Origin of the sequence: Vibrio algivorus, assembly GCF_030161215.1 — a bacterium.
In the GTDB taxonomy this organism is placed as follows: domain Bacteria; phylum Pseudomonadota; class Gammaproteobacteria; order Enterobacterales; family Vibrionaceae; genus Vibrio; species Vibrio algivorus.
In genome coordinates, this window is the sequence record NZ_BSPV01000004.1 from 230,536 (window position 1) to 243,664 (window position 13,129).

General features: G+C 40.3%; 14 protein-coding genes. 9 read left to right on the forward strand and 5 right to left on the reverse strand.

What is annotated here, in order from left to right; all coding sequences use genetic code 11:
- Positions 1-5: 5 nt before the first annotated feature.
- The gene (cspD, locus tag QQJ93_RS06775; RefSeq protein ID WP_089122766.1) at positions 6-227 is read right to left on the reverse strand and encodes a cold shock domain-containing protein CspD; all 222 of its coding nucleotides are present in this window, start codon (positions 225-227) and stop codon (positions 6-8) included.
- Positions 228-579: 352 nt separating this feature from the next.
- On the opposite strand from cspD, the gene clpS reads away from it, so the two are divergent.
- Both clpS and clpA read left to right on the forward strand, forming a co-directional pair.
- Positions 580-900, forward strand: a complete 321-nt coding sequence (clpS, locus tag QQJ93_RS06780) for an ATP-dependent Clp protease adapter ClpS (RefSeq protein WP_027696127.1) — start codon at positions 580-582, stop codon at positions 898-900.
- 85 nt (positions 901-985) lie between these two features.
- Positions 986-3,253, forward strand: coding sequence for an ATP-dependent Clp protease ATP-binding subunit ClpA (clpA, locus tag QQJ93_RS06785; RefSeq protein WP_089122767.1), 2,268 nt, complete (start codon positions 986-988; stop codon positions 3,251-3,253).
- Between the two features lie 389 nt (positions 3,254-3,642).
- On the opposite strand, the gene infA is transcribed toward clpA, so the two are convergent.
- From infA to aat, 3 genes are all read right to left on the reverse strand, one after another.
- Entirely contained in the window at positions 3,643-3,861 is a 219-nt protein-coding gene (gene infA, locus QQJ93_RS06790) for a translation initiation factor IF-1 (RefSeq protein WP_001040192.1), read from the reverse strand.
- A 118-nt stretch (positions 3,862-3,979) separates the two neighbouring features.
- The gene (locus QQJ93_RS06795) at positions 3,980-4,672 is read right to left on the reverse strand and encodes an arginyltransferase (RefSeq protein WP_089122768.1); all 693 of its coding nucleotides are present in this window, start codon (positions 4,670-4,672) and stop codon (positions 3,980-3,982) included.
- Positions 4,673-4,677: 5 nt separating this feature from the next.
- Positions 4,678-5,388 (reverse strand): leucyl/phenylalanyl-tRNA--protein transferase, encoded by a 711-nt coding sequence (gene aat / locus QQJ93_RS06800; RefSeq protein WP_089123577.1) that lies wholly within the window; start codon positions 5,386-5,388, stop codon positions 4,678-4,680.
- Between the two features lie 294 nt (positions 5,389-5,682).
- On the opposite strand from aat, the gene aroA reads away from it, so the two are divergent.
- The 7 genes from aroA to pyrF all read left to right on the forward strand — a co-directional run bounded on the left by aroA (position 5,683) and on the right by pyrF (position 12,531).
- Entirely contained in the window at positions 5,683-6,969 is a 1,287-nt protein-coding gene (gene aroA, locus QQJ93_RS06805; RefSeq protein ID WP_089122769.1) for a 3-phosphoshikimate 1-carboxyvinyltransferase, read from the forward strand.
- A 273-nt stretch (positions 6,970-7,242) separates the two neighbouring features.
- Positions 7,243-7,923, forward strand: coding sequence for a (d)CMP kinase (gene cmk / locus QQJ93_RS06810; RefSeq protein ID WP_089122770.1), 681 nt, complete (start codon positions 7,243-7,245; stop codon positions 7,921-7,923).
- 129 nt (positions 7,924-8,052) lie between these two features.
- Positions 8,053-9,723, forward strand: coding sequence for a 30S ribosomal protein S1 (gene rpsA, locus QQJ93_RS06815; RefSeq protein ID WP_089122771.1), 1,671 nt, complete (start codon positions 8,053-8,055; stop codon positions 9,721-9,723).
- Between the two features lie 59 nt (positions 9,724-9,782).
- A complete protein-coding gene (gene ihfB, locus QQJ93_RS06820; RefSeq protein ID WP_284186058.1) occupies positions 9,783-10,085 on the forward strand; it encodes an integration host factor subunit beta in 303 nt (100 codons plus the stop codon).
- Between the two features lie 201 nt (positions 10,086-10,286).
- Positions 10,287-10,577, forward strand: a complete 291-nt coding sequence (locus QQJ93_RS06825) for a LapA family protein (RefSeq protein WP_089122773.1) — start codon at positions 10,287-10,289, stop codon at positions 10,575-10,577.
- Positions 10,578-10,589: 12 nt separating this feature from the next.
- Positions 10,590-11,759, forward strand: coding sequence for a lipopolysaccharide assembly protein LapB (lapB, locus tag QQJ93_RS06830; RefSeq protein WP_089122774.1), 1,170 nt, complete (start codon positions 10,590-10,592; stop codon positions 11,757-11,759).
- A 73-nt stretch (positions 11,760-11,832) separates the two neighbouring features.
- Complete coding sequence (gene pyrF, locus QQJ93_RS06835) at positions 11,833-12,531, forward strand: orotidine-5'-phosphate decarboxylase (protein ID WP_089122775.1); 699 nt, start codon at positions 11,833-11,835, stop codon at positions 12,529-12,531.
- A gap of 89 nt (positions 12,532-12,620) precedes the next feature.
- Here pyrF and QQJ93_RS06840 read toward each other — a convergent pair whose 3' ends face one another.
- Positions 12,621-13,037, reverse strand: coding sequence for a VOC family protein (locus tag QQJ93_RS06840; protein ID WP_089122776.1), 417 nt, complete (start codon positions 13,035-13,037; stop codon positions 12,621-12,623).
- Between the last annotated feature and the right edge of the window lie 92 nt (positions 13,038-13,129).

Sequence of the window (13,129 nt, forward strand, 5' to 3'; positions counted from 1 at the left end):
CTCTACTATTTGCTTTGATCGCCATCTAGTGGCATGACAAGACTAGCATGAGAGCCTTTAGGCCCTTTTTCAACTTCGTAGGATACTTGTTGTCCTGCTTTTAACGTTCTATACCCATCCATTTGAATTGTCGAGTAGTGAGCGAAAATATCACCTTCTTCTCCTTCTGGACAAATGAAACCAAATCCTTTGGCATTGTTAAACCATTTAACGGTACCTGTAGCCATGCTTTACATCCCTCATGCTTTTTAACGATATAACGGTTAGTTTTTTAACCACTCTCAGAACACAATTTAGACAATCAGGGCTAACAGTCAATAGTTGTTGGTAATAATTATCGGTTAAATAACAAAAATAGCGATGTGAGTTTAACTTTTACTTAACATTGAGTTTTCTCATTTACATCGTTTAATGGTAGTTTGAGAGTGGATTGCTTTCTTTTTAAGCTGTTAGTCTGCAAGTGTAACGGAATAGCAATCTTTTATTTGCAGGGATACAATTGGTGGATTAGTCTCTAAATAAGAAGGCAGGTTGATAGGTTTGTTTTCTATCAATGTTGGTCATAAAGTAGAATTAAACATGAATAAGCAATACCAATGGACTTCACCAGATATTGATCTTCTGGAAGATGAGAAGACCAAATTGAAGCCACCGGCGATGTATCATGTGATACTTAATAATGATGATTACACGCCGATGGATTTTGTAATTGAAATACTTAGTCGTTTTTTCTCTATGGATTTGGAGAGTGCGACTCAAGTAATGTTAAAAGTGCATTTTGAGGGTAAAGCAAGTTGTGGCACATTTACGGCTGAAGTTGCTGAAACAAAAGTGATGCAAGTCACTATGTATGCTCGTGAAAATGAACATCCCTTACTATGTACAATGGAACAGGTGTAATGCCTTTTATTCTGATTGGTATCACCTAGATGACTGAAGCTTTAGCTGGATATGAACATAGTAATTGTTCTTTGGGGAGGTAGCTATGCTAAATAAAGAACTAGAAATGAGCTTGAATAGCGCATTCATGCGTGCCAGAGAGAAACGTCATGAGTTTATGACTGTTGAGCACCTTTTATTAGCGCTGCTTGATAATGATTCGGCTCATGAAGCTTTATCGGCTTGCCAAGCAGATATTGATACATTACGTCAAGAACTCGATGCTTTTATTGAGCAAACGACCCCTTTGATCCCAACCGCTGATGAAGAGCGTGAAACTCAGCCAACTCTAAGCTTTCAACGAGTATTGCAACGTGCAGTATTCCATGTTCAATCTTCTGGCCGTAGTGAAGTTGCAGGTGCCAACGTACTTGTTGCCATCTTTAGTGAGCAAGAATCACACGCCGCCTATCTTCTAAAGAAAAATGACGTTAGTCGACTTGATATCGTTAATTTTATTTCTCATGGCATCCGCAAATCAGGTGGTGATGTAGATGGTAGCCAAAGTGATATCACTGGCGAGCAACCGCAAGAGAATAGTTCTGAAGAGCGTCTAGATAGTTTTGCTACAAACCTAAACGAAGTGGCTAAAAAAGGACAAATCGATCCTCTGATTGGTCGTGATGTTGAACTTGAGCGTACCATTCAAGTGTTATGTCGCCGTCGTAAGAATAACCCATTATTAGTAGGTGAGGCCGGTGTCGGTAAAACGGCAATAGCGGAAGGTTTAGCTTGGCGTATTGTTGAAGGTAACGTGCCTGATGTCATTAAAGATAGTGTAATTTATTCACTGGATATCGGTTCGTTATTAGCGGGCACCAAATATCGTGGTGACTTTGAAAAACGTTTTAAAACCATTTTGAAGCAGCTCGAAAAAGAGAAAGATACTATTCTCTTTATTGATGAAATTCATACCATTATCGGTGCAGGAGCTGCCTCTGGTGGGCAGGTAGATGCGGCGAACCTTATTAAACCGCTACTCAGTAACGGTAAGCTACGTTGTATCGGCTCAACGACTTATCAAGAATATAGTAGCATTTTTGAGAAAGAGCGCGCGCTGGCTCGACGTTTCCAAAAAATTGATATCTTAGAGCCTTCAATTGACGATACGACGAAAATTCTTATCGGCCTTAAGAGCAAGTATGAAGAGCACCATCAGGTTCGTTTTAGTAATAAAGCGCTACGTGCAGCCGTGGAGCTTTCTGCTAAATATATTAATGAACGTCATCTGCCAGATAAAGCGATCGATGTTATTGATGAAGCGGGCGCACATTGTCGATTAGCACCTGTGAGTAAGCGTAAGAAAACTGTCAATGTAGCTGATATTGAAGCGATAGTGGCTAAGATTGCTCGGATCCCAGAAAAGTCAGTATCTTCTTCAGATAAAGAAGTTTTGTCTCGCTTGGATAGCCGACTTAAGTTATTGGTATTTGGACAAGATCCAGCTATTGAAGTGTTATGTGAGGCAATTAAGTTAACTCGAGCGGGTTTAGGCCACGATAACAAACCGGTTGGTTCATTCTTGTTTGCAGGCCCGACCGGGGTCGGTAAAACAGAAGTGACGGTGCAATTATCTAAGCTACTAGGAGTTGAACTACTACGTTTTGACATGTCGGAATATGGTGAGCGTCATTCAGTTAGTCGCTTAATTGGAGCACCTCCGGGTTATGTTGGTTATGACCAAGGTGGCTTATTAACAGATGCGGTGATTAAACATCCTCATTCAGTTGTCCTACTTGATGAAATTGAAAAAGCACATGGAGATATCTTCAACTTGTTATTGCAAGTGATGGATAACGGGACACTGACCGATAACAATGGTCGTAAAGCCGATTTCAGAAATGTAATCTTAGTGATGACAACCAATGCGGGTGTTCAAGAAACTGAGAAGCAATCTATGGGCTTGATTCAGCAAGATAATAGCCATGATGCAATGGCTGAAATCAAGAAAGTCTTTACACCTGAATTCAGAAACCGTTTAGATAATATCATTTGGTTTAACAGCTTGAGCGAAGAGATGATTCACCAAGTGGTGGATAAATTCATTGTTGAGTTGCAAGCGCAACTTGATGGTCGTGGTGTTTCAATGGAAGTCTCAGAAGAAGCTCGTCATTGGTTAGCGAAAAAAGGCTACGATAAAACCATGGGGGCAAGACCTATGGGGCGTGTCATTCAGGATAAATTGAAAAAACCACTGGCTAATGAGTTGTTGTTTGGGTCTTTAGTTGATGGCGGCACAGTAAAAGTAACGCTCAATCGAAAAGGTGATGAACTGGAATTCACTTACTTAAATCAAGAAGAAGCCGTTCATTAATCTCATATAGAGATGTGTGATAGTCTTATGAATGATATGGAAAGCTCTTACCTGAAAAGGTAGGGGCTTTTTTGTTGTGGTCGATTCCTGATAGAGAAAGAAATACTTATACCCAAGTAACTTCAAGATGCGAGTATCAGCAAGAATAAAACAAACTTTAGGCAAGGCAAATTGAATATGATCATTATTCTATATCTGTTCAATTTAACGCGGCATAAAGGTTTGGATGATAGCTCTGAATTCTGCATCTTGAAGTCACTTGGGTATATACCAATCAAATTCATTAGGTGACCAAAATGGTTATTTAGGACATAAAAAAACCGAAGCCTGAGCCTCGGTTTTGAATTTAGATTTAAATGGACATCATAACCATTTAAACATTTAATTTATTAACGTGCGCGGAAGACGATACGGCCTTTAGATAAATCGTATGGAGTCATTTCTACAGTCACTTTATCACCCGTTAGGATACGGATGTAGTTTTTACGCATTTTGCCAGAAATGTGTGCCGTTACTACGTGACCATTTTCTAATTCTACGCGGAACATAGTGTTTGGTAATGTGTCAAGGACAGTGCCTTGCATCTCGATTACGTCTTCTTTTGCCATTTAATCCTCTTACCGAAATTTGGCTTATTCTTAACCGCTAGATTGAGCAGTCAATTTAGGGGTAATAATGCTCCAACAATGAATAAATATATGCAGGAGTTTAAAGTTGTTGCGTATTCTACCCTTGCCAACGCTGATTTACTAGCTTTTGATGACGTTGAAAGCGAACTTTGTAGTTCATTGCTGGACAATCATCAATTTGATAACCCAAGTAAAGCCATTGTTTATGCATTCTCTCACATTGCTTTAATTGTAATAGAACACACAGGGTACCTAGTGATAGTGGGTGCTCAGGCTCATAAAAGGTATAGAATGCACTTAGAGAGTTAGGTAGGCAATCTGTGACCGCTACCGCGATGAGCGTATCGTTTTCATAAACATGTAAGAACTGAGGTTGAATCCAGTCAGCAAGAATAAAGCTTTCAAAGATGTCTTTATTGGCTGGGAACATACTGCCATTTTGGTGTCTCGTTTCAATATACCGTTCGTATAAATTAAACCAATTTTCATCAAGTTGTGGTTTTAATTCCCATAAAAGTTGATCCGCTTTATTGAGTAATCGTCTCTGACTTTTTGAGTATTGAATATCTGGGATTGATACACGAATAGGTTGGCAAGCCTGACATGTATCGCAATGAGGTCGATAGATCATTTTGCCACTGCGACGAAAGCCATTCGCAAGAAAAACTTCATATTGACTAGGAGTATGTAAGCCTTCGTCTAAAATAACCGCGACACGTTCTTGCTGATTTTCTAAATAACTACATTGACTAGAAGGGGTTAGGCCGATTTTGATTTGGTTCGATTCCATCTTTTTTACCCTTCGATGAGCTCAAGTGTACATGGCGTAAAGTCAGTGTTTATTGGTTTACTTTGTAATTGCTTTATTAGCGATATGAAGTCGGACCGTGCGACTTCGCTGACACCTAATTTTTTTAAGTGAGGATTCATTATTTGGCAGTCTATGAGTTGTCCCCCAACATGAGCAAAGTGATTACATAGATACCAGAAGGCAACTTTAGAAGCATTGCTTTCAAGTGAAAACATCGATTCACCGCAAAATAGTTGACCTAATTTAATTCCATATAAACCACCAATTAAAGTGTCATTGCGCCAAACCTCAACTGAATGACAATGACCTAATTTGGTTAATTCGATATAAGCATTAATCATTTCTTGCGTGATCCAGGTTTCCTCGATAGGCCGAGTGCTAGCGCATAGCGTAATTACTTGTTCGGTTGCTTGATTTAAAGTGACGGTTAAATTATTACGACGAATATGCTTTCTTAGACTTTTGGAAGGGGAAAATTGATTAGCTTCTATCACAGCTCTCGTCGCTGGGCTCCACCACAAAATGGGGTCTTGTTCTGAAAACCAGGGAAATATGCCACTTCTATAAGCCTTGATAATTCTCTCTGGGCTGAGATCACCGCCGAAAGCTAATAACCCATCTGGTTCAGTGAGTGCTGATTCCACATCAGGAAAAGTCTCTTTATAGTCATCTAAGCAAGGCAAGTAGATAGTCACGGCAAGCATTCTATTTATTAATCAATTAATTATACTCAAGTGACTTCAAGGTGCAGAATTCAGAGCTATCATCCAAGTCTTTAAACAAGGAAGATTCGAGTAGGAATGTAAGCACCTTTCAAACGAATCTGACGTAGTGTAAAGCCTTGCCTAAAGCTTGTTTTATTCTTGCTGAAACTTGCATCGTGAAGTTACTTGAGTATAAATGATAGCAAGATTTACACTAGCACTAAATCTTGTTTTTCGTTAATCTCAAAAGCATTAACAGCTTATTAGCAAGGAATATGAAAACCAATGGAAAGCCTTACTCTTCAACCTATCTCAAAAATCTCCGGTGAAATTAACCTTCCGGGGTCAAAAAGTGTTTCAAATCGGGCTTTATTATTGGCCGCTTTGGCGACAGGCACAACACGCTTAACCAATCTGCTAGACAGTGATGATATTCGACACATGCTGAACGCTCTGACCAAACTAGGTGTCGCATTCCAATTGTCTGAAAATAAAACCGTGTGTGAAGTGCAAGGTATCGGTGGTGCTTTTACCTTAGATACGTCACTTGAACTATTTCTCGGTAATGCTGGTACAGCAATGCGTCCTCTAGCAGCGGCGTTGTGCTTAGGTAAAGGGGAGTTTGTATTAACCGGTGAACCTCGGATGAAAGAGCGTCCAATTGGCCATTTAGTTGATGCACTACAACAAGCTGGAGCTTCGATTGAATATTTAGAAAATGAAAATTATCCACCAATCAAAATAACGGGTACAGGGTTGAAATCTGGTTCAGTGACAATCGATGGTTCTATTTCAAGCCAATTTCTAACCGCTTTCCTCATGTCTGCGCCCCTTGCAGATGGTGATATTACCATTCACATTGAAGGTGAATTGGTCTCTAAGCCATATATCGATATTACTTTAGACATCATGGCTAAGTTTGGCGTTAATGTCATTAATGAAAATTATCAAACATTTACTATTCTTGCTGGTCAAACTTATCAGAGTCCAGGTCAATTTTTAGTCGAAGGTGATGCGTCTTCAGCTTCTTATTTTCTTGCGGCTGCCGCGATTAAAGGCGGAGAAATTAAAGTAACGGGTATTGGTAAAAACAGCATTCAAGGTGATATTCAATTTGCAAACGCTTTGGAAAAAATGGGTGCGGAAATTGAATGGGGCGAGGATTATGTACTTTGTCGTAAAGGGCAGTTGAATGCGATCGATATGGATTTTAACCACATTCCAGATGCGGCAATGACTATTGCAACGGCGGCATTATTCGCAAAGGGCACAACATCCATTCGTAACGTATATAATTGGCGAGTAAAAGAAACTGACCGTTTATCTGCAATGGCAACTGAATTAAGAAAAGTTGGCGCAGAAGTCGAAGAAGGGCAAGATTACATTACTATTACTCCTCCAACGCAACTAAAGCATGCCGCGATAGATACTTACGATGATCACCGTATGGCAATGTGCTTTTCTCTTGTAGCACTCAGTGATACAGCTGTGACTATTAACGATCCAAATTGTACTTCTAAGACTTTTCCAAATTACTTTACAAAATTTAGTGAATTAAGCCAGTTGGTCTAATATTAAATCTTTCAATTTCTTTTGCCTAAAGGTTTGGATGATAGCTCTGAATTCTGCACCTTGAAGTCACTTGGATATAAGTAGAATATTTATTCAGCCTCACTTAACGTGGGGCTTTTTTAGGTTGGGATAAAATTTCAGTTGGTTTGATTATTATTGGATATATTGACTAATAATCCATGCATAGATGAGCTAATTTCGCTATAATTTTGCGCTTAAAATACGTCATGTTTCTTGAGCATAGTTTGCTCACATAGATCCCGGAGAAAATGTATGTCACCTCAAAGCCCGATTATCACCGTAGATGGGCCAAGTGGCGCAGGGAAAGGTACCCTGTGTATGATGCTTGCGGATAAGTTGAATTATCATTTACTTGATTCAGGCGCAATCTATCGTGTATTGGCGTTAGCTGCCATTCATCATGGTGTAGATACAGAATCAGAAGATGCATTAGTACCACTAGCGAATCACCTTGATGTGCAATTTATGGCGGAAGGTGACTTGGTACGAGTCATTTTAGAGGGTGAAGACGTATCGAAAGAATTACGTAAGGAAGAAACAGGTACTGCTGCCTCAAAAGTCGCTTCTTTACCGAGAGTACGTGAAGCATTGCTACGTCGCCAACGCGCATTTAGTGCAGAGCCAGGCTTAGTTGCCGATGGTCGAGATATGGGAACGGTTGTTTTCCCGGATGCTGAAGCAAAAATTTTCTTGGATGCAAGTGCCGAAGAAAGGGCACAACGCCGCTTGAATCAGTTGCAACTAAAGGGCTTAAGTGGTAAATTCGACCAACTTTTATGCGATATTCAGGAACGTGACGATCGTGACCGCAACCGTGCTGTTGCTCCTTTACGTCCAGCTGATGATGCATTAGTGATTGATTCTACATCACTTTCTATTGATGAAGTGGTAGAAATCGCGCTAAAATTTATAGAATCTAAACTCACTAAGTAAGCGTTCGTTTTTAGGAACAACGATATTTAGTGATAAGGACTGTCGGTCGCAAGGATGATGACTGGCTAATTTATCAACCCCATGCGGTAGGATACCCATGGACGTTTAATTAATTGAAGATCATATATAATGACTGAATCTTTTGCTCAACTCTTTGAAGAGTCGCTAAACGAACTAGAATTCCGCCCAGGTACTATTGTTAAAGGTACTGTTGTTGCAATCGAGAACGGCTTCGTTCTTGTTGACGCAGGCCTAAAATCTGAATCTGCTATTCCAGCTGAACAATTCAAGAACGCCGCTGGCGAACTTGAAGTTGAAGTTGGTGCTGAAGTAGATGTAGCACTTGACGCGGTAGAAGATGGCTTCGGTGAAACTCAACTTTCTCGTGAGAAAGCTAAGCGCCACGAAGCTTGGATTGTACTTGAGAAAGCATGTGAAGAAGCTGAAACTGTTGTTGGTATCATCAACGGTAAAGTTAAAGGCGGTTTCACCGTTGAACTTAACGGTATCCGTGCATTCCTACCTGGTTCTCTAGTAGACGTACGTCCAATTCGTGACACAGCTCACCTAGAAAACAAAGAGCTAGAGTTCAAAGTAATCAAGCTTGATCAGAAACGTAACAACGTTGTTGTTTCTCGTCGTGCTGTTATCGAATCAGAAAACAGTGTTGAGCGTGACGAACTTCTTGAAACTCTACAAGAAGGTACTGAAGTTAAAGGTATCGTTAAGAACCTTACTGACTACGGTGCATTCGTTGACCTTGGCGGTGTAGACGGCCTACTTCACATCACAGATATGGCTTGGAAGCGTGTTAAGCACCCATCTGAGATCGTAAACGTTGGTGACGAAATCCTAGTTAAAGTTCTTAAGTTTGACCGTGAGCGCACTCGTGTTTCTCTAGGTCTTAAGCAACTTGGCGAAGATCCATGGGTAGCAATCGCTAAGCGTTACCCAGAAGGTCACAAACTAACTGGTCGTGTAACTAACCTAACTGATTACGGTTGCTTCGTAGAAATCGAAGAAGGCGTTGAAGGTCTAGTACACGTTTCAGAAATGGATTGGACTAACAAAAATATCCACCCATCTAAAGTTGTTAACGTTGGTGATGAAGTTGAAGTTATGGTTCTTGATATCGACGAAGAGCGTCGTCGTATCTCTCTAGGCCTAAAACAATGTAAAGCTAACCCTTGGCAGACTTTCGCTGAAGCGCAAGCTAAAGGCGACAAAGTTACTGGTAAGATCAAGTCTATCACTGACTTTGGTATCTTCATCGGTCTTGACGGTGGTATCGACGGTCTAGTTCACCTATCTGACATTTCTTGGAATGCTCAAGGTGAAGAAGCGGTTCGTGACTACAAGAAAGGCGACGAAATCTCTGCAGTTGTTCTAGCAGTAGACGCTGATCGTGAGCGTATTTCTCTTGGCGTTAAGCAAATGGAAAACGACCCGTTCAATAGCTACGTTGCTGACAACAAGAAAGGTACTCTTGTAAATGGTACTGTAACTGCAGTTGACGCGAAAGGTGCTACAATTGAATTACAAGAAGGTGTTGAAGGTTACATCCGTGCTTCTGAAGCAGCACGTGACCGTATCGAAGATGCATCTCTAGTATTCAGTGTTGGTGACAGTGTTGAAGCGAAATTTACTGGTGTAGACCGTAAGAATCGCGTAATCAACCTATCTATCAAAGCTAAAGATGAAGCTGAAGAGCAAGAAGCAATGGCTACTCTAAACAAAGCTGATGAAGCTTCGTTTGGTAATGCTATGGCTGACGCATTCAAGGCTGCTAAAGGCGAATAATTTTTTGCCTATAGAAGGGGGCCTGAAAGGGCTCCCTTTTTTCGATAAGAAAGAGAAAAGTGAGGGAATCACCTATGACTAAGTCAGAACTAATTGAAAGACTTTGTGCTCAGCAAACCCATTTATCAGCAAAAGAAGTAGAGGATGCCGTAAAAGATATCCTTGAACATATGGCTTCTAAGTTGGAAGAGGGCGATCGTATTGAAATTCGTGGTTTCGGCAGTTTTTCTCTACATTATCGTGAACCACGTATTGGTCGTAACCCTAAATCAGGTGAAAAAGTGGATTTGGAAGGCAAATATGTTCCTCACTTTAAACCAGGGAAAGAACTACGTGAGCGTGTGAATAACAGCATTGCGTAAGTAATGTCATGTTATGAAGCCACATGATTAGAATTTAAAGAAAGCGGCATTCGTTAGATTGCCGTTTTTTTATGAGTAAAATTCAAACGGCTGACAATTTTATTAAGAATATCTCCACCTTTCAATCAATTGGCAATGGAGTGTCAGGCAAATTTACTGCATAATCTAAGAATCGTTTCGCTGTATGGAAAGGTGGTAATTATGAAAATTATAAAAATTATACTGGTTATCGCACTTTTTCTGATTGCTTTAGCGTTAGGCGCACAGAATCAAGAAACAGTGACATTTAATTATCTCATTGCTCAAAACGAACTGCCGCTCTCTTTGTTGCTCGGCATTGTTTTTGTGGTTGCTTTTGCGATTGCCTGGTTGATTTTTGGTAGCTTGTACTTGAAATCAAAATTCACCGTGCTTCGTTTACGCAAACAATTGAATAAAGCACAGGCATCTTCTACAAAGCCATCAGAGCAACTCCCTGAAATTAAAGGATAGGTTTATTCGTTAATGCTAGAGCTACTCTTTCTACTATTGCCCATCGCTGCTGCTTATGGCTGGTATATGGGTAATCGTAGTGCTCGACATGATAAGCAAGAACAATCTCATCAGATCTCTCGGCAATATGTCAGAGGTCTAAACCTCCTATTGTCTGAACAATCAGATAAAGCTGTTGACCACTTTATCGAACTACTTCAAGTTGATGACGAAACGATTGATACTCACTTAGCATTGGGTAACCTGTTTCGCTCTCGTGGTGAAGTAGATCGCGCTATTCGCATACACCAAAACTTAATTTCTCGCGAAGGTCTTACTGTTGACCAAAAAAATCTTGCCTTACAACAGCTAGCAAAAGATTACATGGTTTCGGGTTTTTTTGACCGCGCAGAAAAAATCTTTGAGCAATTGATTGAAGAACCGGAACATAGAGAACAAGCCCTTCAGCAACTTGTCACCATCTATCAGCAAACTCGTGAATGGAATAAAGCGATCAAATATGGTGATGATTTAGTCGCGATGGGGCGTAAGAAAATGCGCCGTGACATTGCTCATTATTGGTGCGAAATAGCCATGCATGAATTGAGCTTAACTAACACATCAAAAGCAATTCTCTATTTTAAGCGTGCGTTAACTGAAGATCCAAAATGTGTTCGCGCCAATATAGCTTTAGGTAATATTTATCTGGAGTCGGATAACTATAAACAAACGATTCAATGCCTAGAACAGGTTATTGAACAAGACATTGATTACATCTCTGAAATTCTCCCAACCTTAGCCGATTGTTATTATCAAATCGGTCAAGAGCCTGGGATGTTAGAGTTTTTGAAAAAGTGTATCGCTAAGAAAGCTGGAGTATCTGCGGAGCTTATGTTGGCTCAAATGGTCGCCCAGCATGAAGGTATTGCTGCTGCACAAACCTTATTAACTCAGCAATTAATAAAGAACCCAACGATGAAGGGGTTCTATCGACTGATTGATTACCATATTGCCGAAGCTGAAGAAGGGCGAGCGAAAGACAGTTTGACGACCTTACAAGAGATGGTCGGGGTGCAAATGAAAGCGAAGCCTCATTATCAGTGTCGTCAGTGTGGATTTGCTACCCATTCCATTTATTGGCACTGTCCATCTTGTAAAGGATGGGGAACCATTAAGCCGATACGTGGTTTAGATGGTGAGTAGTAATTAAAAACTAACTATTTTCATTCAGAATTTTTCCACGAGCCACCAAATTTTTATTTATAGAGGAAGACCAATGTTAGACCCAAAAGTGATTGTTGCCTTAGATTATGAAAATCAAAATGATGCATTAGCTTTCGTGGATAATATTGATCCTAGCCAATGCCGTTTAAAAGTCGGCAAAGAAATGTTTACTCTATTTGGCCCTGACTTTGTTCGTGAATTACACAAACGTGGCTTTTCAGTCTTTCTAGACCTTAAATTCCATGATATCCCGAATACCTGTTCAAAAGCGGTTAAAGCGGCAGCAGAAATGGGCGTTTGGATGGTCAATGTTCACGCCAGTGGTGGTGAGCGTATGATGGCGGCTTCTCGTGAAATCTTAGAGCCTTATGGTCAAGACCGTCCATTACTAATTGGGGTGACGGTGTTAACTAGTATGGAGCAATCGGATCTGGCTGGTATTGGGTTGGACATTACTCCACAAGAACAAGTGAAACGCCTTGCTAAGTTGACTCAGCAAAGTGGTTTAGATGGTGTTGTATGTTCAGCACATGAATCTTCAATTTTAAAGGCTGAATTAGGTCAAGAGTTTAAATTAGTGACTCCAGGTATCCGCCCAGTAGGCAGTGTGGCTGGTGATCAACGTCGTATAATGACTCCAGCTGAAGCAATGAGTGCTGGTTCAGATTACTTAGTTATCGGTCGCCCGATTACTCAAGCAGAAGAGCCAAACCAAGTGTTAATAGATATCAACGCTTCTTTGAATGTGTAATCAATATTAAGTTCATGTACGCACCTCATTCCCTTATACAATAAAATACAAGAGCCAGTGCCTACTTTGACACTGGCTTTTTTGTCGCTTTATAAATCGTTATTTCGCTCACTTGGAATATCTGTCAAATACTCTACAAACTCAACTTCAAACCCTGCAGGGTCGACGAAGTAGACGTTTTTCCTAAATGGATTCTCTGCTCCAGGTTTAGCTATTTCATATCCATTACTGATTAGCCTTTCTACTATGCTATCGAGGTTGTCTACCGAATAAGCAAAGTGCGCTAAACCGACTTGGTAACCATCTAGATCACGGTTTTGTCCTTCACCGTGGTTACTGATAGCAAGATATTGGTAATCATCACCTAAATGTAACCAATGCCTTGGTTTTCCATGCCATTCGTCATCACCTTCACTACGGATAGTCCAATGAGGGAACGCAGTTTGATAAAAGTGAATCATGGCGGGAACATCACTAACGACTAAATTTACATGTTCTAGGTACATACACATTCCTTTGAGTTATTGTATTGGGTTATTTTTATAAAAGGATAAAACCTCAAGTTAACATGAGGTAAAGTGTTTTTTGCAACATAAAC